Origin of the sequence: Myxococcus sp. AB056 (assembly GCF_006547365.1) — a bacterium.
Classification (GTDB): Bacteria; Myxococcota; Myxococcia; order Myxococcales; family Myxococcaceae; genus Myxococcus; species Myxococcus virescens.
Map to the genome: position 1 here is coordinate 26,864 of NZ_VHLB01000040.1, position 26,494 is coordinate 53,357.

19 protein-coding genes are annotated in these 26,494 nt (G+C 67.1%); 8 read left to right on the forward strand and 11 right to left on the reverse strand.

All coding sequences use genetic code 11. The features are described 5' to 3' along the window. The first annotated feature begins 1,114 nt into the window (after positions 1-1,114). Entirely contained in the window at positions 1,115-3,046 is a 1,932-nt protein-coding gene (locus FMP39_RS18790; RefSeq protein WP_141591716.1) for a hypothetical protein, read from the forward strand. A gap of 507 nt (positions 3,047-3,553) precedes the next feature. Here the strand turns inward: FMP39_RS18790 and ileS are convergent. Continuing rightward, positions 3,554-6,451, reverse strand: coding sequence for an isoleucine--tRNA ligase (gene ileS, locus FMP39_RS18795; RefSeq protein ID WP_141591717.1), 2,898 nt, complete (start codon positions 6,449-6,451; stop codon positions 3,554-3,556). A 125-nt stretch (positions 6,452-6,576) separates the two neighbouring features. Here ileS and FMP39_RS18800 point away from each other — a divergent pair, with 125 nt between their 5' ends. Further along, positions 6,577-6,894: a hypothetical protein gene (locus FMP39_RS18800; protein ID WP_141591718.1), complete on the forward strand. Its 318-nt coding sequence runs from the start codon at positions 6,577-6,579 to the stop codon at positions 6,892-6,894. 20 nt (positions 6,895-6,914) lie between these two features. Here the strand turns inward: FMP39_RS18800 and FMP39_RS18805 are convergent, their stop codons facing one another. The 5 genes from FMP39_RS18805 to FMP39_RS18825 all read right to left on the reverse strand — a co-directional run bounded on the left by FMP39_RS18805 (position 6,915) and on the right by FMP39_RS18825 (position 12,739). Then, on the reverse strand, positions 6,915-7,727 hold the full coding sequence (locus tag FMP39_RS18805) for a hypothetical protein (protein ID WP_141591719.1): 813 nt from the start codon (positions 7,725-7,727) through the stop codon (positions 6,915-6,917). Continuing rightward, a complete protein-coding gene (locus tag FMP39_RS18810) occupies positions 7,727-8,743 on the reverse strand; it encodes a TadE/TadG family type IV pilus assembly protein (RefSeq protein ID WP_141591720.1) in 1,017 nt (338 codons plus the stop codon). The genes FMP39_RS18805 and FMP39_RS18810 overlap by 1 nt, the downstream gene beginning before the upstream one ends. 1 nt (position 8,744) lies before the next feature. Continuing rightward, positions 8,745-10,361 carry a pilus assembly protein TadG-related protein gene (locus FMP39_RS18815; RefSeq protein ID WP_141591721.1) on the reverse strand — a complete coding sequence of 539 codons (1,617 nt, stop codon included), beginning with the start codon at positions 10,359-10,361 and terminating at the stop codon, positions 8,745-8,747. After that, the gene (locus tag FMP39_RS18820; RefSeq protein WP_141591747.1) at positions 10,358-11,143 is read right to left on the reverse strand and encodes a TadE/TadG family type IV pilus assembly protein; all 786 of its coding nucleotides are present in this window, start codon (positions 11,141-11,143) and stop codon (positions 10,358-10,360) included. Before FMP39_RS18820 ends, FMP39_RS18815 begins: the two co-directional genes overlap by 4 nt. A 165-nt stretch (positions 11,144-11,308) precedes the next feature. Next, on the reverse strand, positions 11,309-12,739 hold the full coding sequence (locus FMP39_RS18825) for a sigma 54-interacting transcriptional regulator (RefSeq protein WP_194858460.1): 1,431 nt from the start codon (positions 12,737-12,739) through the stop codon (positions 11,309-11,311). A gap of 78 nt (positions 12,740-12,817) precedes the next feature. Here FMP39_RS18825 and FMP39_RS18830 point away from each other — a divergent pair, with 78 nt between their 5' ends. Together FMP39_RS18830 and FMP39_RS18835 are read left to right on the forward strand one after the other, a co-directional pair. Continuing rightward, positions 12,818-13,807 carry a RimK family alpha-L-glutamate ligase gene (locus FMP39_RS18830; protein ID WP_141591722.1) on the forward strand — a complete coding sequence of 330 codons (990 nt, stop codon included), beginning with the start codon at positions 12,818-12,820 and terminating at the stop codon, positions 13,805-13,807. A 165-nt stretch (positions 13,808-13,972) separates the two neighbouring features. Then, positions 13,973-14,644, forward strand: a complete 672-nt coding sequence (locus FMP39_RS18835) for a DsbA family protein (protein ID WP_140860140.1) — start codon at positions 13,973-13,975, stop codon at positions 14,642-14,644. Positions 14,645-14,703: 59 nt separating this feature from the next. Here FMP39_RS18835 and FMP39_RS18840 read toward each other — a convergent pair whose 3' ends face one another. Further along, on the reverse strand, positions 14,704-15,693 hold the full coding sequence (locus FMP39_RS18840) for a hypothetical protein (RefSeq protein ID WP_141591723.1): 990 nt from the start codon (positions 15,691-15,693) through the stop codon (positions 14,704-14,706). Between the two features lie 654 nt (positions 15,694-16,347). Further along, positions 16,348-17,115 carry a hypothetical protein gene (locus FMP39_RS18845; RefSeq protein ID WP_141591724.1) on the reverse strand — a complete coding sequence of 256 codons (768 nt, stop codon included), beginning with the start codon at positions 17,113-17,115 and terminating at the stop codon, positions 16,348-16,350. On the opposite strand from FMP39_RS18845, the gene FMP39_RS18850 reads away from it, so the two are divergent. Both FMP39_RS18850 and FMP39_RS18855 read left to right on the forward strand, forming a co-directional pair. Next, entirely contained in the window at positions 17,080-18,063 is a 984-nt protein-coding gene (locus tag FMP39_RS18850) for a carboxypeptidase regulatory-like domain-containing protein (RefSeq protein ID WP_141591725.1), read from the forward strand. The two genes, FMP39_RS18845 and FMP39_RS18850, sit on opposite strands and share 36 nt — an antisense overlap. Positions 18,064-18,370: 307 nt before the next feature. Next, positions 18,371-20,749, forward strand: coding sequence for an ATP-binding protein (locus FMP39_RS18855; RefSeq protein ID WP_228558110.1), 2,379 nt, complete (start codon positions 18,371-18,373; stop codon positions 20,747-20,749). Here the strand turns inward: FMP39_RS18855 and FMP39_RS18860 are convergent. Together FMP39_RS18860 and FMP39_RS18865 are read right to left on the reverse strand one after the other, a co-directional pair. After that, entirely contained in the window at positions 20,739-21,839 is a 1,101-nt protein-coding gene (locus tag FMP39_RS18860; protein ID WP_090487079.1) for a PD40 domain-containing protein, read from the reverse strand. The genes FMP39_RS18855 and FMP39_RS18860 overlap by 11 nt on opposite strands. Before the next feature lie 7 nt (positions 21,840-21,846). Further along, positions 21,847-23,706 carry an N-acetylmuramoyl-L-alanine amidase gene (locus FMP39_RS18865; RefSeq protein WP_141591727.1) on the reverse strand — a complete coding sequence of 620 codons (1,860 nt, stop codon included), beginning with the start codon at positions 23,704-23,706 and terminating at the stop codon, positions 21,847-21,849. A 183-nt stretch (positions 23,707-23,889) separates the two neighbouring features. Here FMP39_RS18865 and FMP39_RS18870 point away from each other — a divergent pair, with 183 nt between their 5' ends. Together FMP39_RS18870 and FMP39_RS18875 are read left to right on the forward strand one after the other, a co-directional pair. Beyond that, positions 23,890-24,627, forward strand: coding sequence for a metallophosphoesterase (locus tag FMP39_RS18870; protein WP_141591728.1), 738 nt, complete (start codon positions 23,890-23,892; stop codon positions 24,625-24,627). Positions 24,628-24,638: 11 nt separating this feature from the next. Beyond that, positions 24,639-25,220, forward strand: coding sequence for a TIGR02265 family protein (locus FMP39_RS18875; protein ID WP_194858461.1), 582 nt, complete (start codon positions 24,639-24,641; stop codon positions 25,218-25,220). A 10-nt stretch (positions 25,221-25,230) separates the two neighbouring features. Here the strand turns inward: FMP39_RS18875 and FMP39_RS18880 are convergent, their stop codons facing one another. Further along, a complete protein-coding gene (locus FMP39_RS18880; RefSeq protein ID WP_228558111.1) occupies positions 25,231-26,247 on the reverse strand; it encodes a hypothetical protein in 1,017 nt (338 codons plus the stop codon). Positions 26,248-26,494 lie beyond the last annotated feature (247 nt).

Sequence of the window (26,494 nt, forward strand, 5' to 3'; positions counted from 1 at the left end):
ATGTGCAAGCCGCATCCAGAACAGCTCTTCATCCACTAACGGGCTTAAGAGAATTGCATCAGAGGATGAGATACGAGGGCCGCCGAAGCAGCACACAATAATGTTCAGCGAGAGGTCGCTGGCTGAGCGAGTACTCAAGGGGCAACTAAGGCGGACGACAGGCACCTGCTATCGCGAAGCTACACCCCTGATTATTGCCTCGGAACCGGCCCTACGAAGAGCTACGCATCGTGCTTCACTCAATCCGCGTTCATGAGCACCGTCGTAATGCAGTTATGAGCGCTGGCGAAGCATCCTCCGGGCTCTCACCGCCGCCGACGTCTTCAACAGCCTGCAAGCTCTCTCAGCGCATGTCGAGTTCGCCGCCTTCGAGCGTTTGACAGAGTAGATGCCACCCTATCACCACTACTCACGTGCGCGAGTGACAGCTCAGGCAAGCCCATTGACAAATTCACGCAGGGCAACCAGCTGTCACAACATAAGAATAGCCGAAAAACAAATCCCCACTCCCTGCGAAACCGATCGAGCTATGGCTCTACCCTCTCACTGGCCAGTCGACGCGCGCTAGGCGCTTTACATTTCGTGACTTGCAAACCCAACCCACATCCAAAGACTGCACCAGCAGCTCCAAACCACATCCAAGTCACAACTTTACAGCAAGAACACAATAACACACAAAGGCAACAATGGATTGCATCCAATTTCCGACTAAAGAACAATCGCCTCTCCACAAAGGCCCCACACCGGAACGCAAAGGTTCATGAAATCGGCACCCCTTAAGTATCTCGTACTTGGACTTGCACTATCGATGGCATGTAGCTCCCCATCGACAACAACCTCTGAGCAAGAATGGACCGGATCCACATCTCAATCCTTGGAGTCACCACGAGACCGTGTCCTGGCCGTCACACAGTGGGTCGGTATCTACAAAATTCGAAGTACAGCGAGGGGAAGCTGGACCCTGAGCGATCAGACCCAGGAATGGAATGAGAGCTACACAGCCCAAGCTCCGATGCGGGTGAGTATGTTCCCCTTTCTACAGCTAGGCACCGTGACCTTTGAGCCCGCGTTCTTTTCCCTGTCCGCGGACAGCGAGACGAGGCTAGCTGGACAAGTGATCTACGCCACCAAGGGAAACTGCTCGGACAGTGGCCATCTCATCGGCGGGGAGCAACTAACGTTCCCAACCTCTGACACCTATCGCCTGGCAGCACTCTTCCACTCGAACAATCTGTGCGACGGCACATTCCAGCATCTCACCACGATCTATCCAACCCAGGTTGGACACAGCGCTATTCCGGACATCAGCGCGCTGCCAAGCGACCTCTTTACCTTCCCGCTTCCATCCCCGACGGAAGAGGCAAAGATCCAAGGTTACAGACGATTCACCACTATCGGAAACACCGTCGTCACCAGCGTGCCCGAGCCGCTGGCGTGGGGCAGCTTGCCCATTGAATGGGAGATTGAATGGGAACTGTGGCCCGAAGAGGTCGATGCACAACTTGTGCTCGACGCTGTGGGCTACGAGGATTGGCTGCCCAAGGGCCCTCTCGATATCCCGCCGTCCAGCGTGAGCCCGCAGGGGGCACTCCTCACACCAGGCAGTACCCTGACTTTAAAGGCAGAGATCTTTCCTTCGCTCCCTTCGAATCCGGCGAGCGCAAAAAGAATTACCTTCACGCTAGCCTCCTCGAATGTCCCAGGCGTAGCCATGAATGCCCCACTCATGAACGCCAACCAGAGCCCCCTAGACCTTCAGTTTGAGGCCAGTCGCAACACAACACTGCTCTTCGAAGGCCCCGATCGTGTGACAACCCCGGACGGGAATCATACGGAGGCTTACGCAACACTGTCATCGTTTGACTACGGAGCTTACGGAGAAGCTCGAGCTGTGGCTGTATTGACCAATGGGAAGGCGCTGCTGTCCGTAGCACGCTTTCCGTACCCATCTTCACAATTTCAGGATGGTCCGCTCCTGCTCCCGAAACGTAGCCCCAACTCATTCATTTCGGATGCATGGAAATTCGACCCAGCCTGGGCCAACAAGGCGGACTCCGATGACAGCGAAAAACTTCCCGACGGATTGGGCGATGGGCATGCCGGCGATGGGCTAACCCTGTATGAGGAGTACCGGGGCTTTTTCTTGAACGGGCAACACGTCCGGACCCTGCCCACGGAGGTGGATTATTTCCTTCGGAACGAAATTGGGACTTTCGCCGAGCCAGGTATCAATTTATTCCAGAACCTCACGAAGCTCAAGGTGCACAAACTCGCTCACACTGAGATCAACACCGATACCCGCGTTATCAATCAAAACTCACTTCTCCAGGGCGGTCGCCATCACGCAGAAAGCAATCAGCATGCAGTGATTCTCAAGGAGGACCCTTTGAGAACTGACGTCTCCGAAACAATCGGAGGACCGAGCACTCCTGCAAACATCGCCAGTATCCAGATGGCGGGCAATCTGTTCGGAGATGAACGCAAGTTGGCAATTGCCCATGAACTGGGGCATTCAGTGAACATCCCGCATCATGGAGAAGGAGGCCTGCTCATCGCTCGGTGGGAGAAACGGGGCAGTGACTACTGGGAGGTACCTCTCTACCCAAGCGCCGCCCCCGAGCAGCAAGTCCCGACATTTTTTCTAGAGGACGTTGCAGGCTCCGGCTATATCCCAGGGCCTGACATTCCCAAGCTCCATGTATCTGTCCAGTGTCAAGAATCAGCCAGCAATGTCTTTAGCGGCGACGAGAACTGCATCATGCGCTACCGCGCAAATGCGCTCATCCGCACCAACTTCACAGGCACACGGTTCCACATTCAACCTGGGGAGACTCTCGGCTCATCACTTTGCAACTCCGCTCAGGGAAGTTCCTTTAACAGCCCCGGAGGCGTCCTCTACAGCGGTGGGCTCCACCGCCCATCTCGGCATGGAGACGCCGCCAGTAATCGCGGCGATTGCCAGCATCGCATCTGCGTCAACGACAGGTATCGTCATGCACCACGCTATGGACAGACATCCCTACCTGTCTGCACAATGAGGAGGTAACCCCTCTCCCCAGGTTCATGGCTCGGATGAATCCGTCACGAGTCGCGGGTTCATCCAGCCGGGGCCGGCTGGAGCTGAATGATTAGCAGCGGAGCGCGCGCCGACGTGCTTCCACACGACGAAGGACCGGCGCCTGCGCGACAGGTGCAAAGCGGTACTGATAATCGCCTGGAGCCGTCCTCAGCAGCAGATTGCCGAGGATTTGGGCACCACGATGCGCAACATCCAACGCTTCCGGCCCGCTATAGAACATGGGGACTGAAGATGCAGTGGGCTCCGGGCAAAACGTCCCCTTATCCCAGAGGAACTGGCGCCCACCATTCTGGACTGGATACTCGATACACCAGGGCCCTCATGGATGTAGCCTCAAAAAATGAAAATTAGACGCACATCGCCCTAGCTGACTTGCAGTACCGGCAAACGGGCTTTCGCGTGCGCGAAGCAGCTTGCAATAAACACATACCGCAGTGCTCAAAGTTGCCCAGTTCGATAAGCTGGTATGGAGTCTCACTTCAGCGCCTCGCGACACTTGAGGCAGACGTCGCCGCCCTGCCCCACCGCTTCCGAGTACGTCCAGCAGCGCGGGCACTTCTCGCCGTGTGCAGGGAGCACCTCGGCCGTGACGCGGACGCCTTCGCCGAAGGCCTGCGCCACTTCCAACGTCTGCGCCGCGTCCCCCTTCACGTCCGCCAGCTCCACCTGGCTGGTGATGAAGAGGCCCGGCAGCTCGGCCAGGTTCGCCTGGAGGAAGTCGCGCGCCGCGCCCTCTGCCGTCAGCATCACCCGCGCCTCCAGCGATGAGCCGATGCGCTTGTCCCGCCGCGCCGCCTCCAGCACGCCCTGCACCGCGCCGCGCACCGCGAAGAGCTTCGCGTAGCGCTCGGCCAGCGCCGGGTCCAACTTCGCGGACACCACCGGGAAGCCGCCCAGGAAGACGCTCTCCGCCGGCTTGCCCGGCAGCGTCTGCCACGCCTCCTCCGCCGTGAAGCTCATCACCGGCGCCAGGAGGCGCAGCAGCACCGAGGCCACCTCGTACAGCACCGTCTGCGCGCCGCGCCGGGGCTGCCCGTCCGCGCGCCACGTGTAGAGCCGGTCCTTGAGGATGTCGAAGTACACCGCCGACAAGTCACCGGCGACGAAGTCCACCACCGTCGCGTAGACGAGGTGGAACTCGTAGTCCTCGTACGCCTTGCGCACCCGCGCCACCACCTCCGCCAGCCGCCCCAACGCCCAGCGGTCCAACGGCAGCAGCTCCGCCTCCGGCACCGCGTGCTTCGCCGGGTCGAAGTCGTAGAGGTTGCTCAGCGCGTAGCGGACGGTGTTGCGAATCTTCCGGTAGCCTTCCGACAGGCCCTTCAGAATCTGGTCCGACAGGCGAACGTCATTGCGATAGTCGCTGGCCGCCACCCACAGGCGCAGCACCTCCGCACCGTACTGCTGAATGACCTTGTCCGGCGCCACCACGTTGCCGCGGCTCTTGGACATCTTCTCGCCCTGGCCATCCACCACGAAGCCGTGCGTGAGGCAGGCCTTGTACGGCGACATGTCGCGCGTGCCCACCGCCACCAGCATGGACGAATGGAACCAGCCGCGGTGCTGGTCGCTGCCCTCCAGGAAGAGGTCCGCCGGAATCCGCTGCCGCTTCTCCAGCACCGCGGAGAACATGCACGCCGAGTCGAACCACACGTCGAGGATGTCCGTCTCGCGGCGGAACTCACCCTTGCCGCAGCGCGGGCACTGGAAGTCCGCGCCCAGGAAGTCCTTCACCGGCGTGCGGTACCACACGCCCACGCCCTCCTTCTCTACCGCCGCCGCCACCCGCTCCATCAGCTCCGGCGACACCACGGCTTCCTCGCAGCCCTCGCAGTAGGCGATGCAGATGGGCACGCCCCACGTCCGCTGCCGGCTGATGGTCCAGTCCGGCCGCGTCTCCAGCATGCCGCGGATGCGGCTGTGCCCCCACGAGGGCACCCACTGCACCTTGTCCACCTGCTCCAGCACCACCTGCCGGAACGTCTGCGTCCCATGGAAGGGCGCGTCCATGGGGATGAACCACTGGTACGTCGCGCTCAGGATGACCGGATTGCGGCAACGCCAGCAGTGCGGATACGTGTGCGCCACCGTGTCCGTGGCGCCGTTGAGCAGCGCGCCCTTCTCCACCAGCAACTGGATGACGACGGGGTTCGCATCGAACACGCGCCGGCCTTCCAGCACCGGCCCCACCGTGTCGTCGTAGCGGCCGTCCGGACGCACGGGGTTGTAGATGTCCAACCCGTACTTCAGGCCGACCTCGTAGTCCTCCTGGCCGTGCCCCGGCGCGGTGTGCACCAGGCCCGTACCGGCCTCCAGCGTCACGTGCTCGCCCAGGATGACGCGGCCCCGGCGCTCGTAGAATGGGTGCTGGTACGTCAGGTGCTCCAGTTCCTCGCCGCGCGCGTACGCGAGGATGCGAGACGGGTCCACCAACGCCGCCGCGGAGACTTCACCGCCGGGCAGCTCCACGTGCTTCACCGCCAGCTCGTCCGCCTTCACCTCCGCCAGCACCTTGGGCAGCAGCTCCCGGGCCACGCAGATGACGCGCGCGCCGAGCTGGTAGAAGACGTACTCGAACTCCGGATTGACGGAGACGGCCAGGTTGGACGGCAGCGTCCACGGCGTGGTCGTCCAGATGACGAAGGCCACGTCCTTGCCCTTCAGCGAAGGCACGCGCTCGGCCAGCTCCGCCCCGGCCTGGAAGGCCACGTACACGGAGGGCGAGGTGTGGTTCTCGTACTCCACCTCCGCCTCCGCCAGCGCCGTCTGGTCGTACAGGCACCAGTACACCGGCTTCTTGCGGCGGTAGAGCATGCCCCGCTTCGCGAACGCGGCCAGCTCGCGGATTTCTTGCGCCTCGTAGGTGAAGTCGAGCGTCTTGTACGGGTGCTCCCACGAGCCGAACACACCCAGGCGCTGGAACTCCGCCTTCTGGATGTCGACGAACTCCAGCGCGTAGGCGCGGCACGCCTCCAGGAAGGCGTCGCGAGACAGCGTGCGCTTGTCGATCTTCTTGTCCTTGAGCCGCTTCTCGACCGCCTGCTCAATCGGAAGCCCGTGCGTGTCCCAGCCGGGGATGAAGTCACACCGGCGGCCGGACATGTTCCGGTACTTCACCACGATGTCCTTGAGGACCTTGTTGAGCGCGTGGCCCGCGTGCAGGTGGCCGTTGGCGTAGGGCGGACCATCAGGCAGGACGAAGGGCTCCGCGTCCGCGTTCTGCTCCAGAATCTTCCCCCAAATCCCCCGCTCCGCCCACCAGCCGAGCATGCGCGGCTCGAGCTGCGCCAGGTTTCCCTTCATGGGGAAATCCGTGCGCGGCAGGTTGACCGAGTCCTTGAAGTCCTTGTCCTTCGGGGGCGTGTCGCTCATGTCGACAGCGGCCGTAACACGCGGCCCCCAGGGCTTCAATGCGCTCAATCCCCACGCTATGCTGGACAGCCAGGCAAGGAGGAACCTGTCAGCCCCTCCGCCCAACACCACTGCGAGGACTGACAATGAAGAACCTTGGACTGATGCTCTTCCCACTGACGGTCCTGCTCCTGGCAGGCTCCGTCGAGGCCGCGTCGCCCATCCCTGGAGCGGAGGCGCCGGTCAGCATTGGCCAGACCAGCGACACCTCGTCCGTCAAGGACGAGGATGGCAACGACATCGAGCTGCCCAAGCACGATGCCAAGCAAACCCAATGCATCGCGAAGTGCCAGGAGCCTGTCGCGAAGTGCATCAGCGGGTGTGAAGGGGGAGACCGTAAATGCCAGCTGCGCTGTGCGCAGACCATGGAGCGCTGCGCCCGAAAGTGCGGCGTCCAGCTCTGACGGAGCGGGGCCCCAGGGCCTCACTTCGGCTGCACCCCCAGCTTGCGATAGAGCCCGACCATCAGCATGTCGCCTTCGGGCTGAGTGCGGATGGTCAGTTGCTCCGTGCCTCGCTGAAACACACCGGGCTGCTCCGGGTCCTCGACGAAGCCCGCCCGGGTCAACTCGACCTGATAGAACTCCCGGACCTCCGCGGACGTGGCCTTCACGGCGTACATGGCCATCTGTGAGCCTTCCAGATTGGACCGCGTCACCTGCTCCGCGCCAGCCATCACCGGTGCCCAGTCCAGCTGAATGCTGCCGCCCGGGGTGTACTTGGACACATCGGAGGTCCCCAGAATCAACGTGACGGTGTTGTCCTGGTTCTTCTGGAAGATGACCGTGTAGGCCGTGAGCGTCTCGGTATCCAGCGCCGTGAGCATGGGCTCGGCAATCGGCGAGTTGAGCGCCTCCGGCGAAGAGGAGATGAAGAGCCCCGCGGCCCGGAAGCGGTCCACCATGTGCTGGATGAGCGGGTCCATCTGCCAGGACGAGCGCGCGAGCTGAAGGTGCATGGGCACACCATCCGTCACCTGGAGCCCGGGAGACTCCACCCAGGCTGTCACGGCGGGGATGTCCCAGCGGAAGGACGGGCGAGCCGGTGGCGTGCCTGCATCCTGCTCGGATGCCGGTGCCGGCTTGGCGCCAGCGGCCGGAGCCTTCTTGGGAGGGGCCTTTCCCCCCTTCGCGTCCGCCGAGGGACGCACCTTCGGGTCAGCGGGCTTCTTCGACTTTTCAGCCAGCCCCGCGGAGGGCGCCGTCGCGAGCGCCACGCACATCAGCCACACGCGCATCAGGGACACTCATTCCCCAGGAAGCACGAGTCCCGGCGGCCATAGGAGACGGGATACGGAATGGCCTGCCAGTTGAGCCCCGGAGGCAACAAGCCCGGGGACGTGGGCCAGCCCTTGAAGCCCATGGTCGCCAGGCCGCCCATGGAGTCAGCGGGCAGCGGCTGACCGAAGAAGGCCTCCTCGCCCACGGCGCTCATCCAGAACATGTTCTCCGCGCCAAAGAAGAAGGGCAGCGGCAGCCCTCCGACAACCGTCTGCGCCAGACGGCTCGCCGAGAAGTCCGGTCCAAAGGCATTCACCATCAGGCTGACGCCATAGACGCTGGAAGCCATTCCCCAGTACGGCAGGTTCAAGGGGCAGGGGGCGGGAATATCGGGGATGATGGGGCACGAGCCGGACTCACCCGAGCCCGTCAGTCCCCAGTCATCCAGCATGCTGGTCAGACGGCCCGTGCAGTTGCCGCCCTGGGCGCGCCCCATGGCACACACGCGGATGGGGAGCATCTCGTAGTGCTCCGCCTGGAAGAAGCCCCCCGACTCCCGCTGGGCGACCCGCTGCGGAATCCGGAAGGCCGTGAGGTCCGCCTGCGCGGTACAGGAGATGCCGCCGCCATCGCGGTAGGCAACCGATGTGAAGACGGGATGCGGGTCGAAGGTCGGACCGCCCTGGGTACACGACACCTGCATCCCCTCCGTCCGGGTCAACGCGAGCGTGATGACTCCCGCGCTGTTGGTGGACGTGCGGCTGTCGAAGTCCCGGTAGCGCATGGCGGCGTCCTGCCCCGCGCGCTCCGCCGCCGCGGAAGAAGGCGATGAGTCATTGGGCCACTCATGCAGCTTGTGTCCCGGCGCCTCCAACATGGCGGAGTGCGCCGCTTCGGTCACCTTCACCGAAAGGAAGGACACCTCGGCGAAGTGGATGACGAAGAGGAGGATGGTGATGAAGACGAGCGAGCCGATGGCCATCTCCACCATCGCCTGGCCTCGCTGGGTGCGACGCGAAGGAGACAACGCCATGTCACGGCCCTCCCCTGTAGCCCTGTGCACGCAGGGCCTCGTATGCCTCCGCTGCCCAGCCCACGCCGGCGCCGTTCAGCTCGTCCACGAAATCCTCCGCGCCGCTGGAGTCCACGGTGGCGGGGACCAGCGTGGCGCGCCAGTACGGGTTGAGCAGATTGGGAGGCTCGCGCCAGTGCTCGCGACGATGGTAGTAGGCCAACCCGGTGGACACCGCCGTCTGGCGGCTGATGTTCAACCCACCGCCCGCCGGCCCCAGGACAAGTCCGCTGTTGTCGAACCCGCTGTCCGTCCCCCCGAACCGGAAGCGGAACAACAGGTTCCAGGGGTCCGCCTGGGTGCCACGCACGGCATAGTCCCGCTGGATGACCGCGAAGTTCTTCGGCTGGCCCCAGTTGTCATCCTTGTCCATGACCTTGACGCCGTTGTAGTCGACGAACATGGGCCAGACGGACGGGCACCCCATCCGATTGCGGCCATAACAGGTCCCCATGTTGTGACGCGTCTGCGCCGGCTCCTGGTCACCCGTTCCCAGGCGCGGAGACCAGCGGTGCCGGTCCCTGGGGTCGCTCGAATCCGAAGCGATGAGCAGCGACTCCGCGACACCGATTCCAAAAGTCTGCGTGGGGCACGGGGACCGGCCACGGGCGAAGGTGACGAAGGCCAGACCATGGTCATCCGCGATGGAGTACGTGTCCGTCGTGCCCAGATACGTGCCATGAAGCGGCGTGCGGGCCCAGTAGGTGCTGCCATCCCCCTGAATCATCACCGTGTCCGGGGCAGTCAACCGCCGCTGGATACCCGCCGTGACGAGCATGTCATCGGTGGGGAAGATGCCACGGTTGGCGACGAAGCTGTGCCCCCGGCTGCCCATGGCCGCGTAGACGTGATGCCCGTTGATGAGGTTGGGCCACGCCACGGCCCCCAGGTAGGGCGCCACCTCGCGGCGCGTGGTGGAGACCCCATCCACTCGGAGCTCCCCCGCCCAGCGACTGCCCGCGCCGGCGCTGTCGATGATGTCGTTCGCGGCGGACTGGTTGTTCAATTCGAGCATCATGCGCCCGTACTGGACGACCTGCCCCACGACGAACATCTGCTGCGCGGCCTGGCTGAGCCGCAACGCTCGCTGCGCGGCGGGCCGCTCGAGCTGATCCCACTGAGGAGCAATCTCCGTCCGGTCGTAGCGAGAGAGCGCGTTCTGGCTGCGGGTGATGTCCCGGACGCCCTGGATGGCGCACCTGCAGAAGCTGCTGCACCCCGAATAGGGAATGCAGCACGGCAACAACGCGATGTAGGGAAGCATCGCGATGGTGTAGGCATTCCGCGTGGCGCCAATCTGCGCGCGGTAGTAGCTGCTCCAGTCGATGAGGCTGTTCACCGCGGCCTTGGAGACCAGGTGGCCAATCTGCGCCCGGCTCATCAAGGCCATCTCGTTGAAGACGCGCGCCGTCGTCGCCGCCTGGCTGTAGGCAGCGGCATCCGCCGCGGCCTGGACCTCCATCTTCTCCTTCACCTTGGAGCCAAACGACAACGTCAAGGTCACCAGCAGGGTGAGGAGCAACAGCGTCAAGGCGAACAGCACCAGCGTCTGTCCGCGGCTCAGGAGCTTGTGCGTCATAGTGCCTCGGGAGCAGGAGCGCAGTTCTGCGTCTGGAAGAAGCGCCGTTGCACCGGCGTCAACATCCGAAGGGAAGCGGAGGCGTGGATGGGGATGACGTACTGCTCGGAGTTCATCCGCCGCAGCGCCTCTTCACGAATCAACCCTTCCAGCCCCATGGACGGAGGGCCCTGGGTCCACCGGGCGCGTTGGGTCTGCATCAACGGGTTCTGGTTCGTGTAATCCCGCCAGCCCCAGCGCGCCATCGTCAACCGGGCGATGACCCAGTTGGCGAAGGGAATCTTGAGCGGAAACCAGTAAACCAGCCGTGTTTCGAGCCGCACGATGCCCGCCGGATTGTCGAACTGGTCGAAGAGCGCGTCCTCGTTCGGCACCGCCGTGGCCAGTGGGCTGTCGCGGATGATCCACACGATGGCCCCGGTGTGATTCCCGTCGGGCATCGACACCCGGTTGGCCCGCCCTGTCGCCCCGTTGTACTGATTGTCGCGGCGGGCCGCGAAGGCATTGGCCAGCTTCTGCCCCGGTGAGCCCCCCGCGCCGCCCAAGAACGAATAGTAGCTGGGCATCAGCGCGAGGATGGCCGCATGAGTCATGGCCTGACAGTCGCCGTGATTGACGCTGCCCACCCGCGTCGCGCGAAAGGCGGCGTACTCCGCCAACAGCCGCCCCTGCAGCATCAGGAAGAGCTGCAGCGTCCCCAAGATGAGGAACACCATCAAGGGGAGCGTCAGGGCGGACTCCACCATCGCCTGTCCGGATTCGCCTCTTCCGCTCGGGCGCATTGAATTCATGGCGGGCGTATGTTCCGGGAATTCAGTCCAGATCGGACATACGTCAACTTGACGGGGCGTTCCTTGCATCGCGAACAGGAGAACACGGCGCTGCGACAAACGCGCTTTTCTGGCGTGAAACAACCGAGTTACAACACCCACCGCTGACTCATGGGGCTAGCGCGACTTCATCCCCTTTGTATCCAGCTGGTGCTTTTTCACCAACCGTTCAATCGACTTCCGGTGGAGCCCACTCTCACGCGCGGCGCGAGACAGGTTTCCTTCGCAGCGCGTCAAAACGCTGGTGATGTATTCGCGCTCGAAGTTCTCCAGCAGCTGCTCCTTGGCGTTCTTGAAGGAGAGGTGCTCGTTGAAGGGCAGCGGCCCTTCGCGGACCTGTCCCCGCACGCGGGGCGGCAGGTGCGCGGGCTGAATCTCCTCGCCCTCACTGAAAGTGAGGACGTGAGACAACACGTTCATCAGCTCACGCACGTTGCCGGGCCATGAATACGACATCAGCAGGCCCAGGGACTCCGCGGAGAAGCGCTTCTTGCCGTGCTTGCCCACCACTTCCGGATCCGCGAGCGCGCGCTTGAGGATGAGGGGAATGTCGTCGCGGCGCTGTCGCAGCGGCGGCAACTGGATGGTGATGACGGACAAGCGGAAGTAGAGGTCCTCGCGAAAGCCGCCGCCCTGTATCTCCTTCATCAGGTCGCGGTTGGTGGCGGCGATGACACGGCAGTCCACCTCGATGACGTCGTTGCCGCCCACGCGACGCACTTCATGGTTCTCCAGCACGCGCAGCAGCTTGGGCTGAAGGTCCAACCGCAGCTCGCCCAGCTCATCCAGGAAGATGGTGCCCCCGTGCGCGCGCTCGAAGGCGCCAGGCCGGCTGCTCACCGCGCCGGTGAAGGCGCCCTTCTCATGGCCGAACAACTCGCTTTCGATGAGGTTGGGGGGAATGGCGCCGCAGTCCAGCACCTCCATGGGCCCCTTCGTGCGGCCGGACAGCTCATGGATGGCGCGCGCCACCAGCTCCTTCCCGGTGCCCGTCTCACCTTGGATGATGACGGACACCCCCATGGGGGCGATCTTCTTGATGAGGCCGAATATCTGCCGCATCTTCATGCTCTGCCCCACCATGCCGCACAGCTCGCCCTCGCGGTCGGGCTCGATGGTGACTTCCTCATCCAGTGGCGCGAAGGTCAGCACCGACGAGCCCGCGCGAATCTGCGAGCCCGGTGACAGGTAGGCCCGCTCGATGCGCCGGCCATCCAGGAAGGTGCCGTTGGTGGAGCCCAGGTCCACCAGCAGATAACCGCGCTCGGTGAACTGGATTTCGAAGTGGTGACGGCTGGCGGTGCGGTCCTCCACCAACACCAGGTCATTGCCTGGATGCGCGCCGCAGCGCAGCCGCTCCTTGTCGCTCACCACCGAGCGGCCGGTGTCCGGTCCGGAGGTGACGGCCAGGCGGCACTTGTGGAGCTTCACCGTGGTGCGCGGGTCCACCACGAGCGTTTCGCTCAACAACGGAGAGTGGTTCAGGTCTTGTCCGACGTCGCCGGGACTGGTGTGGATGTCGTCAGGGTGCAGAGGGGGAGCACTCATCTGCGCACGAGGATAGCAAAGGCCCCCCACGAGGCCCGCCCCTCGCGGGCGTCCGTGCTAGGCTCTCACGCCCCGCCCATGCCTCCGCGCAAAGTGAAGTCGAAGAAGGTCCCGGCCCTGCCCGGGTCCCAGGCACTCGACCGTCCCGAACGGGCCCCACGGCGAGGCCACGCGAAGAAGACGGTTGTCATCCTGTCCCGCAAGCGCGCGCTGTACTCCACGCGGCGGCTGGTGGCCGCCATCCGCGCGCGGGGCCACCGCCCGTTGGTGCTGGACACCCTGCGTTGCTGCCTGCTGCTCGCGCAAGACGCGCCGCGCATGACGTACCGCGGCGTGGAGGTGCGTGGCGTGGACGTGGTGGTGCCGCGCATCGGCGCGTCCATCACCGCCTATGGCCTGGCGGTGGTGAACCACTTCGAGATGATGGGCGTGCCCGTCCTCAACCCGCCCACGTCCATCGCGCGCAGCCGCGACAAGCTGCGCGCGCTGCAGTACCTGTCGCGCTCCGGGCTGGACATCCCCCGCACCGTCATGGCGCACGACCGCAGCAACGTGCGCCGGCTGGTGGAGGAGGTCAACGGGCTGCCCGTCATCATCAAGCTCATCAAGGGCACCCAGGGCGTGGGCGTGATGATTGCCCACACGCTGTCGGAGGTGCAGACCATCCTCGACACCTTCTGGGACCTGGGACAGGAAATCGTGCTCCAGGAGTTCGTCGCGGAGAGCGAGGGACGGGACGTGCGGGCCCTCGTCGTGGGTGACCGCGTGGTGGGCGCCATGCGGCGCAAGGCCAAGTCCGGCGAGTTCCGCTCCAACATCCACCGTGGCGGCGAAGGGCAGGCAATCGAGCTGACCGCGCCCTACACGGAAGCCGCCGTGCGGGCCGCGCGCGTCGTCGGGTTGGAGGTCGCGGGCGTGGACATGCTGGAGGGCCACGCCGGCCCCCGACTGATGGAAATCAACTCCAGCCCGGGCTTCGAGGGCCTGGAGCGCGCCACGGGCATGGACATCGCGGGGGCCATCATCGACCACGCGCTGAAGTACGCCGAGGCGAAGCGCGCCGGGTGAGCGCGAACCCGGGTCACGTGAGGCTGCTCGCCTGCTTTCGAGCAGACACACAGCCGGGGCAAGGCACCTTGCATGCTCCTCAGGAACACAGGAATGCCTCCGTGGCCCGTGTGTCCTGAGGAGTTGGCAGCGACGCGGGTGCCCCTCTAATCTGGCGGCCCTCAAATGAAAACGCTGCACAAGCCGCTGCAGATCACCGTCTACCAGGACGTGCTGTGTTCCTGGTGCTACCTCGCCGACCTGCGCCTCGATGTCTTGCGCCAGGAGCTGGGCGAAGCCGTTCGCTGGAGCGTCAGGCCGTATCCGCTGCGCGTCCATGACGTGCTGCCCACGACGCGCGAACAACGCGCGTTGGTGGAAGAGGTCGAGCGCGCACAGCGCGAACCGGATGCCGCCGCGCGCATGTTGTCCACGGACCTGTGGCTCGGGGGAGATCCACCGCGCACCAGCGTGCCGGCGTTGGCGGCACTGGAAGCGGCGCGGCTGCAGGGCCCGCAGGCGCGCGCGTTCCTCGCCCGCGCCATGCAGCGCGCGGCGCTGGAGCAGGGCGTCAACGTGTCCCGCCCGGACGTGGTGTTCGAGCTGGCCTCGCGCGTGGGCCTGGCGATGAACGAATTCTCCGCGGCCTTCCGCTCGGAGGAGACGCGCCGCCTCATCCTCGACGAGCACCGGGATGCCACCCACCGTGGCGTGCGGGGCGTGCCCACGCTCGTCATCGGCGGCCGGTGGATGCTGTGCGGCCTGCGTGAGCTGGCCGAGTACCGCGAGCACATCCTCGCGTGCCTGGGCAAGGTGTCCGTGCCCCGCTCGGGTTCACCCGAGCGCGTGGTGCACTGAGGCGCCCCACCCTTCCGGAGGCCCTGCGCGCGACGGGCGCGCAAGGCCCCGTGTGGAGGTCAGGCCTCTTCGGCGCCGCTGCTGAGCGCCATGACGAGCCCGGCCATCAGCAACTGCAAGAAACCCAGGGCGGGAATCACGGGCACGCAGCAGAGGAACACGCTCACCGTGGCGAGCAAGCCCCCCAGCAGCATCGTTCCAATCATGGGCAGGCGCTCACCGCGCGAGTAGGCGAAGCAGCGGCGCAGCGTCTCCACGGCGCCGGGCGAGTCGGTCCTTGCCAGCTCCGGCTGCAGCAGGATGAGCGGCGTGAGGAGCCACCCACCCGGGAAGACGTAGAGCGCGAAGGCCACGAACCCCATCACCGCGAAGCCCGGCAACATGGGCGTCACGGCCGCGTCCAGCTCCGAGGGAGGCAGGTCCTTCAGCGCCACCAGCTCCGACCAGGACACGGTGCCAGTCGCCAGTCCCGCGCCCACCGCGATCACGACGATGAGCAACAGGAGCGGGAGCATCAACAGGAAGGACAGGAACAGCGTCCCCAGGTACGTGGGAACCTTGCCGAACTGGCTGAACATCCGCCCCAGGTCCGCGCGCCGGCCGCTGAGCACGTCCATGCTCATCCGGAGGAAACCCAGCGTTATGCCGCCCTGGATGGCGTAGGAGCCAATGATCCCGATGAAGAAGCCCAGGACGGTGATGACGGTGCTCCCCGTCGCGCCACCGACCATCGAGGAGACTTGCGAGACGACCTGCCCGGCGAAGGAGCCCGCCAGGAAGATGAGCACGCCGACACAGAGCATCACCCACTCGCGCTTGAACGCATCCCAGGACAGGTCCATCAGCCCGGAGACGCTCCAGTTCTCGCGGTTCAGCGGAAAGGCCTGCCCCACCCCTTCGCGCTGACGGCAGGCCGGGCACCAGGCTTGCGAGCCACCCTCGCCGCAGGTGCGGCACATGAAGTTGCCGCAGCGGGAGCAGGTGCCCACCGCATCGAATCCCGGGTGGAGCGGACAGCTCGCGCCCGAAGTGAACTCCGTCTCCGCCATGGTGCATCTCCCCTCGCGCCGCTGCTCACCTTTCCGGGACAGGCGGCACGCACATTTCCCCCTACACCAACCCAGGCGGTGTCCACCAGAGGACGAAGGGCGTTATCCTGGGGCGAGAGGGTGGACGAAAGCGGGACTGCCCCCGGGCGTGAATTTTCTCCACGCTCGGCCGTCTTCCTCGCGTGGCCGCAAGGTGGACGGCCCGGCCGTCCACTCCGCCCAGGAGAGTCACCACATGCGCCGCCTGCTCGCCCTCGCCGTTCCGCTTGCCCTGATGATGGGCACTGGCTGTGTCGCCCACGTCCACGGGCCGGCACGTCACCACGCCCCGGTTCAGGTCATCGAGTACAGCTATTCGAGCGACCACCCCATCCCCGATGACTTCGGCGGCGGCTGGTGCCCGTACTCGCACGTGCATGTCCACGACTACGAGCCGACCACGACGTACTACGTCTACTCGGACGACGCGTACTACTACAGTGGCCCGTCGGTGGTCTGGTACTGGAACGACCACCCGCACGCGCACGGCGGCCTCTGCAACATGCACGGGCGCCACTCCCACGACTACTACCCGAGCTCGGGCAGCATCTACCGCTACGAGCGCAACCGCGGCTACGTGTGGAGCCGCACGCACAGCGCTTCCGCGGGCTACGGCTACGTGCGCCCGGCGACGCGCCCCTCCAACCGCCCCGTGGTGCCCGGCAACACGTACAGCGGCACCCGGCCTCCCCCGGGAGGTACGCGCTGGACCACGCCGCGCGGTTCCAGCTCGGGCGGCAACCACCGGCCGTCGCGTGGCCAGGGCAACAACTCCGGCAGCGGCTGGAGCAGCCCTCCCGCGGGACGCAGCTCGAACAACGCCGCGCCCAGCAACAGCTCCGGCAGCGGCTGGAGCAGCCCTCCCGCGGGACGCAGCTCGAACAACGCCGCGCCGAAGGACGACGACTCGCGTGACAACAACAGCGGCAACCGCTGGGGCAGCGGCAACTCCGGGAGCAGCGGCAACTCCAACAGCGGCAACTCCAACAGCGGCAGCGGCTGGAACACGCGGGGAGGCAGCAGCTCGGGCTCCAGCAGCTCGGGTTCCAGCAACTCCAGCTCCAGCGGCAGCGGCAGCGGCTGGGGACGCGGTGGCAGCAGCTCCGGCAGCAGCAATCGGAGCTCCAGCAGCAGCTCGGGCTCCAGCTCCAGCAGCGGTGGCTGGGGACGCGGGGGTAGCAGCAGCGGGAAGTCGTCTTCGGGCTCCAGCGCGCCTCCGTCCGGCCGCTCGGGTTCGTCGTCCTCCTCCGGCGGCAACGGCCGCTGGCGCTGAGGCGGGCCACGCCCGCGAACAACACCTGGCTTCCACATGAACGGCGCCGCGTTCCACTCCGGGGCGCGGCGCTGATGTTTTTCGGACAGCGCGGCGCCCTCCAGCCCCATGGCCAACACCACCGCGGCGTCGACCAGGGGACGAACGGAGCGTGGGGTGGATTGCCGCCACGTGAGGCCGTGGAGAGCTTTCCCGCGATGATGCGTCCTCTCCTGATGGTTCCATGTGCCGTGCTGGGACTCTCACTGGGCTGCGGCCCTGGCGATTACACACCCGACCCTGGCGTGCAGACCGACGACGCCGAGGCCGTGGACCTGGACAACCTCCGCATTGGTGTCAGCGGCACGGTGGACCTGCTCCCCGAAGCCCGGCGGTTGCTCGAGGCCCGGGGCCTGCCCCTGCCCACGCTGGAGGGAGCGCCCCTCACCGCCGCGGAGCCTCTACGGCTGGCGGTGAATGACGCCAACGCCACCTTCGGCACCGCGCCGGCCGCCGCGGATGGCGCCTTCACCGTGCGCGACGTGGCGGTGCGGGAGATGCACTTGAGCCTCGCGGTGGGCGCGGAGGCCGCGGGCCTGGTGCCCGCCCATACCGTCGTCTACGACTCCGCCTTCACCGGTGCCAGGCCGCGCACGGACATCATCGGCGCGCGCGTGTGGGCGCTGCCGGACGCCTTCCATGACGCGCTCAGCGTCGCCGTGGGGGAGAGCGCCATCCGGGGCCACACCGACAACCGGGCGGCCACCCTGCGTGACGCCGGCTTCGTGCTGGGGCGCGTGGTGGATGCCAGCGGCCATCCCGTCGCTGGCGCGAAGGTCGCCCCCGACGGCGAGGCGCTGGCCGGTCGCATCTACTACCCCACCGCCGACCTCCAGGGAGCGAACCAGGAGGGCACCGGCCCGGACGGATTGTTCGTCTACGTCCACTCGGGCGCGGACGCGGAGGCCTTCCTCCTGTCCGTCACGGGCACGGACGGCTACACGCCGCGCAACGTAGGCGTGGCGCCGGGCTGGGGGCTGGTGCTCACCGTCCATCCCGGCCTCCACCCGCCTCCCTAGACAGCGCGGCGCCCGGCCTTCCGCTCGCGACTCGGCTGCTCGGGGTCTGCTGCCTCGCGCGCTGGCCGCCCCCATGTTCCGACGGAGGCGCGCACGGCCCGAGCCAATGACTGGCGGCGCCCCCACCGTCCGCACCCATCGCTGCGCCGCACTCGCGTCCGATGCCGGAAGCAAGGGCGCGACGCATCTCTCACTGGAGCGTCTCGACCGGGGGCCTCGGGCTGGTGCGTCACGGGAGGAGCCCTGTGCGTTCCTGGGGGACGCCACGATGAACGAGTGCTGGAGGCCGCAGCGTCGGAGCGCGGCCATGGCCCACGGCATCGCCTGGCTCGCGACGCTGGGCGCCCCGCTCGTGGGCGCGCTGTACCTCCTGGGCTGGGCCTGGGATGTGGAGATGCTGAGGCCCGGCGTGGCCGGCATCCCCATGACGCCGGTGACGGGCATCGCCATGATTTTCGGCGGCGCCGCACTGGGCCTGCGGCTGCACTCCCGCCCGTTCCGCCATCAGGACTCCACGGCCACCGCCTGCGCGCTGGTGATGGTCGTCATCGGCGCGGTGAGTCTCCTGCGCGACATCACCGGCTGGGACGTGGGGCTGGAGCACCTCATGCTGCGCCTGCTCGATGGACACGCCTCGTCGGTGCTCCCTCGGCCCTCTCCCCTCTCCGCCACCTGCATGACGCTGCTGGGCGCGGCCCTGGCCCTCCCGGAACGGAACCACTCCGTCCGGCTGCGCGACACGCTGGTCGTGTTGTCGCTGGTGACCTCGACGCTGGGCCTCAACGGCCTGCTGATGGGCCCCTTGTTGACGGTGGGCACCCTGCCCTTCCTCGCCGAGCGCAGCATGGGCCTGCCCACCGCGCTGACGCTGATGCTGCTGGCGGTGGGCACGCTCTGCGCACGGCCGGGGCTGGGGCTGATGGGCCGCATCACCCGCGACTCGCTCGGCGGCTTCCTCGCGCGCCGGTTGGTGCCGGTGACGCTGCTCGGCCCCTCGGTGCTGGGCATGGTGTTGATGCTCCTGCACGAGGTGCGCGCCATCAATCTGGAGGCGAAGCTCCCCATCTTCGCCACCTTCGTGAGCGCGGGCGGCGCGGCGCTCGTGCTCATGTCCGCGCGGGCCCTGGACCACATTGAAGCCCACCGCCAACAGGCCACCGCGGCGCTGGAGGCCTCCGAAGCACGCTACCGGGGCCTGCTGGAGACCACCCCCGCGCCGCTGCTGACGGTGGACGCGCAAGGCCTGCTGCGCTTCATCAACGCGGAGGCGGAGCGGGTGTTCGGCTACCCGCGCGAGGAGCTGCTGGGGCGCGAGGTGGAGGTGCTGATCCCCGAAGGACTCTCCGGTGGCCGGAGCCTGGACACCGGCTTGGGCGAGCGCGCCATCCAAGGCCGCCGCAAGGACGGCAGCCCGCTGTCACTGGAGGTGCGGCTGAGCCCGGTGTCAGGCCCGGAGGGCCCCAGCGTGCTCGCTGTCGTCCGCGACGTGTCGGAGCGGGAGCGGTACCTCGCCAAGGTCCAGCGCGCCCGTGAGGAAGCGGAGATGCAGCGCAGCCAGGTGCAGGCCCTGCTGGACCACACGCCCGTGGGAATCGTCTTCGCGGAGGCGGACGGCAGCGGGCTGGTGGCCAATCCCGTCGCGGAGCAGCTGCTCGGGCGTCCGCTGAAGGGCGTGTCGTTGGAGATGACGGGAATCAACCCCGTCGTGCTCACCACCGACGGCAAGCCGGCCCGCCGGGAGGACGTGCCCATCGTCCGCGCGCTGCTCACGGGCCAGCTCGCGGGGCCCGAGGAGTTCCTCATCCTCCACCCCGACGGGAGCCGGCTGCCGGTGTTGATGACCGCGGCCCCCGTCTTCGGCCCCGGCGGGAAGGTGCGCGGCGTGGTCTCCACGGCGCAGGACGTGACGACGCGTCACGAGCTGGACCGGCTTCGCGAGGAATACGTCAGCCTCATCTCCCACGACCTGCGCAATCCGCTCCACACCATCAGCCTGCGCGTGGGCCTGCTGCGGCGCGCCCTGCGCGAGCGGAACCTGGAGCAGGAGGAATCCATGACGGCGGCCATCCAGCGCAGCGTGGCCTGGATGAACACCATGATTGAGGACCTGCTGGAAGGCTCGCGGCTGGAATCCCAGCGGGAGACGATGCGCCGCGAGCCCCGAGACCTGGCGCGCTTCCTGGAAGAGGTGATGGAGCGGGACGTGGCCCCCGACGTGCGCGAGCGCTTCCACCTGGAGGTCCCAGGCGCGCTGCCCCCCATCTGGATGGATGCGGCGAGGCTGGAGCGGGTGATGGCCAACCTGCTGAGCAACGCCGCCAAGTACAGCCCCGGTGGGCAGCCCATCACCGTGCGAGCCCAGCTCCAGCCGGAACAGGTGGTGGTGTCGGTGAAGGACCTGGGCCCGGGGCTGAGCCCGGAAGACGCCGCGCGCGTCTTCGACAAGTACTTCCGCACGCAGAAGAGCGGCGCGTCGGACACGAAGGGCCTGGGCCTGGGGCTGTACATCAGCCGCCTCATCATCGAAGCGCACGGCGGGCGCATCTGGGTGGAGAGCGAGCCCGGCCAGGGCTCCACCTTCAGCTTCAGCCTGCCCGTGGCCCCGCCCGGCGCGAACCCGCTCCCGCCCCAGGTCCCGGATGACCAGGCCCCAGCGGCGGGAGACGGCTCGGCCGTCAGCGCGTAGGGGCCCAGCGCGGCAGCCAGTCCGGCCCCTTGGCGGTCGTCAGACGCGTCTGCCCGCTGCCATTCGCGCGCATGAGGTACACGTCCGTGTCGCCCTGGCGCTCGGACACGAAGGCCAGGTACTTCCCGTCCGGACTCCACGCGGGCATGTCGTCCCGGTGCTTGCCGTCCGTCAGGGCCACCGGCGCGCCGCCCGCCACCGGCACCATCCAGATGCGGGCGTTCCCATCCGGCAGACGGCTCACGTAGACCAGCCGTTGCCCATCCGGACTCCAGGCGGCCTCGCGCTCGTCGCCCTCGAAGGACTCGCCCGACACGGCGCGCAGGTCCGAACCGTCCGGACGGAGGAAGTACAGCCGGTCCTTGCGCTCGCGATCGCTGACGATGACGAGCCACTTGCCGTCCGGGCTCCACTTCGGCGTGCGGTCCTCATGGTGGAAGAAGGTGAGGCGGCGCTCACCGCTGCCGTCCGCGTTCGCCACGTAGACTTCGGGGTCGCCCTCGCGGCTGCACACGAAGGCCACCTCCTTGCCATCCGGAGACACCGCCGGCTCGAAGCAGCCTTGTGGCACCTGCGTGAGGCGCACCTCCGGAACACCCTCGCGGGGCTCCAGGCGCACCACGTCACTGAAGCCCTCCGCGTCGGACTCGGCCACCAACCAGGTGCCATCCGGCGCCCAGCTCGCGTTGCGCGCACGCGCCCGGGGCGGGTGCAGCGGTACCGCCGGGCTCTTGCCATCCAGCGGCAGGACCCGCATCTGCTGACGGTGCAGCCCGTCCTCCTCCGTCGCGGAGATGACGAGCAGCGACTTGCCGTCCGGCGACAGGGGACCGGGGTACATGTCCTCCTCGCCGCGAGTCAGCTGCGTCTCCACGCCCTCCGGACTCACCTTCCAGACATCCTTCCGCCCTGCCCGCTCCGACAAGAAGATGACCGCGCCTGGAATGGCGCGAGCCTCCTCCTTGGACAGCGGCCCGGAGCCGGACGTCCCGCCACACCGGCCGGAACACCCGACACCGAGCACGGCGAGCGCGGTCAGACACCGCGCCCGCCACGGCCAGGAACGTTGAAGCCGTTCAAGGCCCCGCATCACCACCTCACTGAATCCGGAGGGCGTCCGCCATGACGACGTAGCCTTCGGTGGCCCAGCGGCTCAGCTGCACCTTGTTCCAGCCGGCGTTGAAGTTGTAGGTGCCCAGCGTCACCCACTTGCTGCCGTTGGTCTGCTGGTTCACCGTCACCGTGCTGTTGCCGCCCGCGTGCGTAATCATGAAGGGCGCCGCGGGAGAGCGGTTGGTGCCCTGCACCCACCAGGCCTGGATGGTCCGGCTGCCCGCCGCAGGCATGTGGAAGTGGAACACCGCCGGCTCGGAGATGGGCTGCGTGGAGGCGTAGTAGTAGTCGTTGCCGTAGTAGCCCGCGCTGGTGCCACGCGCCCAGGAGGACGGCACCGCGATGTAGCCCTTGCTGGAGTCGTTGTTGGCGTTGTTGCTGTCCACGACGATGGCCGGGTTCGTTCCACCGCCGCCGTCACCACACTCGCTGCGAATCTTGCTGATGTACGTGGACCACGGCCAGTTGGGGCCCGGGTCCGTGCGGGTCTCCGGCTGCAGCCGGCCGTGCGCCACGATGTGGTAGCTGTCGCGCGGGATGCCCTGGTCCCGGGTGATGTTGCACGTCAGCTTGGCGGAGGTGGTGATCATCCCCGAGGAGAACGAGGCCGAGCTGGCGTAGCCACCGTGCTCGATGCCGATGGAGAAGTCGTTCGTCGACCGGCCGTTGAGGTGCGACTTGACGCCGCCGTTGAGGCTGCTGCGGTAGGCGGCGGCCACGTGCCAGGCGCGGCTCGACTCACGCACCAGCTGCGACACCTCGGTGCCGCTCTCGTTGACCACGTAGTGCGCGCTCACGCCCGCGGCGGAGTTGGTCAGCCAGCTCCAGCAACCCGAGTAGCCACCCTCACAGGTGTGGATGACGACCATCTGCTGACCGATGCCAGCGGGCCGCGCGTTGTAGTTGGGCGACGGGCGCCAGATGGAGGCCGCGTAGTCCGGGCCGGCCGCCAGGGCCTGCATCTTCGGCAGGGCGAACTTCGGCTCGACCTGGGTGGCATCCAGCGACACCGCCACCTTGCCCGCCGGCGTGAAGGCGCCCGCGCCCTCGCGCAGCACCGAGTACACGTCGTTGTGGATGTAGTGCGCCTGGATGTCCGGGTCGGAGATGTCCGTCAGGCGCACGGCCACCGGGGCCCACGCGCCCAGGTCCGCGCGGTCGATGCCCGCCTCGTCGGCGTACTTCGACAGCAGCGCGGCGCCGGCGCGCAGGTTGGCCAGCGGCTCGTCACGCACCGCGTCCGCGGACACACCCGCCAGGGCGGCGCCGTCGGTGATGAGCTGACCGCGCAGGGCCAGCAGACCAAAGGCCGCCGGACGGCCCTCGAACTCCTCCTCGCCGCGGACGTGCTCCCAGCGCGTCTCCGCGTAGGAGATGGCCTTGAGCAGGTTCACCGGAACGTTGAACTCACCAGCGGCCTTCGCGAACTGCGCGTCCAGTTCGTTGGGCGTGCGGCGAGCCGCGTCGGCCACCGCGCGGGCCGCGTCGTCCACCGCGCCTGCGGGAACCTGCGACTCAGGTGCTGTTTCTTCCGGAGACGTTTCGGTCTGGGGGCCACAGGCCGTCAGGGCCATGGCCGCGGCCGTCACCGCGAACGTCTTGCGCAACACGTGCATGGAAACTCCTTGAAGGGGGGTCAGCAGCTCCACGGTCGCCCCCGTCCCACGGGAGCGGCGCAGGGCGCCATGCCTGAGCACCATGCATGCCAGCCACGCGTTCCCAGGGAGCACCTCTTTTTCTCGACCCCAGGTGGAGCATGGATGCTCCACCTTCCCGTCAAGAAATCTGCCCTCGAACCCGGGCCCCCGACGGCGCAACCACCTGGAATCAGGAATGACGCACATGTAAGCCCTGACAACCCAGGCGTCGGATTGGCCAACCGATGTCGCACTGACGTGTTTCGAGACAACTCGACGTAAAGTTACTTTACTACCTTTCCAGTTCCCCCCACCTTTTGGCGTGACACCGGATGCAGGGGATAGGACGAGGGGGCCGACAGGGGCGAGGGCTTCCGCTATGAGGGGGCCATGCGGCTCTTCGGAATCGGCGACACCCACCTGCCCTCCACGCGACAGAAGGACATGCACCGCTTCGGGTGGTCCGAACACCCCCTGCCGCTGCAGCGCGCATGGGATGAACGGGTGGCTCCGGAGGACGTGGTCATCGTGGCGGGGGACATCTCCTGGGCCACGCGGGCCCACGAGGTGATGGATGATCTGGCGTGGCTGGACGCGCGCCCGGGCCGCAAGGTGCTGGTGCGCGGCAACCACGACTACTGGTGGGGCGACTCCGCCTCCAAGCTGCGCAAGCTGCTGGAGCCCTTCCGCACCCTGGAGGGCTTCCTCCACAACAACGCCGTCGTCATGGGCCCCTGGGTGATTGCGGGCAGCCGGCTGTGGACCGCGCCGGAGGCGCCGCCCATGCCCGGAGGCGAAATGGGGGACGAGGCGGCGGACACCGGCTACGTGGAGCGGGAGACGCGCCGGCTGACGGCCTCCATGGAGGACGCGAAGAAGAAGGAGGCGGCCAGCGCCACGCCACTGGTGCGCGTGGTGGCCGTGCACTTCCCGCCGGTGTACGCGAACGAGAAGTCCACCGCCTTCAGCGAGCCCATTGAAGCCTTCGGACCGAAGGTGTGCGTCTATGGCCACTTGCACGCGGCCGGCATCGCCGCGGGCTTCACGGGCGAGCGCGGCGGCGTACGCTACGTGCTGGCCTCGTGTGACGCGGCGGGCTTCGCCCCGGTGCTGCTCGACGAGGTGTGAGGAGGCGCGCCATGCCGTCCAACAAGGCGGAGCTCGAGGCCCGGCTCGCGGCCGTGCACCCTGGTGATTCGGTGCGCGGGCTGTTCTTCAAGTCGGTGCTCAGCCTCGTCCAGCAGCAGGCGGGCCTGACGGCACTTGAGACAGTGCGCCAGGGGGCGCTGAGCGCGGCGTACACCGACTTGCTCACGTACCCGGCGCGGGACTTCCTGACGCTCCTCTACCGCGCGGCGGACGCGCTGGAGCCGCTGCTGGGTCCCGAGGACGCCGTCTTCCACGCCTGCGGCGAGAAGGACGTGACGCGCTTCTCCACCGGGCCGGGCATGCTCATCTTCGGAATCATCTCCCGCGGGGACCCGCAGAAGCTCTTCGCGGGCGCGCAGATGGGCTACGGCGCGGCCGTCAGCTACGGCAGCCGCGACTACGTGCCCACCGGCCCCACCTCCGGCACGCTGCACATGCGCCGGGACATGCTGCCGCCCGCCTACCACGAGGGCATCCTCACCGGCGCGCTGAAGGTGCTGGGCCTGCGAGGCACCGCGCGCGCGACGCCGCGAGGCATCGACAGCGCGGACTACGACATCCAGTGGGCTTGAGGCGCGGCGCTCAGTCGACGCGGGTGTAGGTGACGTCCAGCTCGGCCACGACGCGCTCGCCCACCGACGCCTGGCAGGTGAAGGTGTGCGCGTCACCGTCGTGCGCGCTGCGAACGGCGCCGAACGTCACCGTCTGGCCCGCGTAGGCCAGGGTGTCCGCCTTCAGGCGCACGTCCTTCGCCATGCAGCGGGCCCACGGCGCGCCTTCCAGCCGGCGAAGCAGCGTGGTGGCCACGCGCGTCATCCCACTGGCCACCACGGCCACCGGCATCACCGGGTGCAGCGCAAAGTGCCCCTTGCACATCTCCGCCGTCACCGGCCCCAGCGTGGCCGACAGGCTCTCACCATCCGGCCGCCAGTCGCGCAGCGCCAGCGGCTTGCTGTAGGGGTTCTGCCGCAGCTTGGCCCACTCCTCGGGGGTGCGCTGCACGCCGTCGTCGCGGCGCGGCTCGCGGCGCATGTCCACCCGGGCCTCGCCGAACAGGCGCGTGAAGGCGGCGGCGGACAGCACGTTGTAGTCCACCTCCAGGCGGAAGAACGGCGTGCCGTCCGGCAGCGACAGCAGCGTGTGCGCGGTGGCCGAGCGGCGGCCGGTGAACTCCGCCTTCGCCAGCCCCCACAGCAGGTCCGTGGCGCGGGCCATGGGCTCCGGGCGCAGCCACTGCCCGCGCGCGCCGCACGCCAGGTAGAAGTGCTGGCCGTCCTTGGGCGACATCAGCGCGGACGCGCATGAACCCAGAATCGCCAGGTGCCGCCCCGCCTCACCCAGGCCAATGGGGCCCGCTTCCGCGTCCGGGTCCTGCTGCACGGGGATGCGCGCCACCACCTCGCCCTCCCCCATCACCGTCACGTCCTTGAGGGCGTAGTAGGGGTCCCGCACGCAGATGCGCGGGTAGAGGTCCGCGTGCGTCAGCAGCGTGTGCGGCGCCAGCCCCGACAGCGTCTCCAGCGTCTGCTCCGACGAAGCCCAGGCAGAAACAGGGGCAACAGCGGAATTCGCGGACGAGGGCGCAATGTCGAGGAGCATGGACTGACCTGATTTCGGACGAGGGGTGCCGGGGGACACCAGTTTTCGAGATGCCGAGCTTCGTTCCACCGACAGAAGACCAATTCCGGCGGACGAAAATGATTTTCGGCATACGGTCCGAATTGTTGCCTCCTGCCGTAATTTTCCGTCCGAAAGGTAAAATCGGACGCAAATGTGGCAGGGAGGCGCAGCCCAGGACACAGAATCGCCATTCAACGCAAAGAGTCAAGGCAGATGTGGGGTGAAG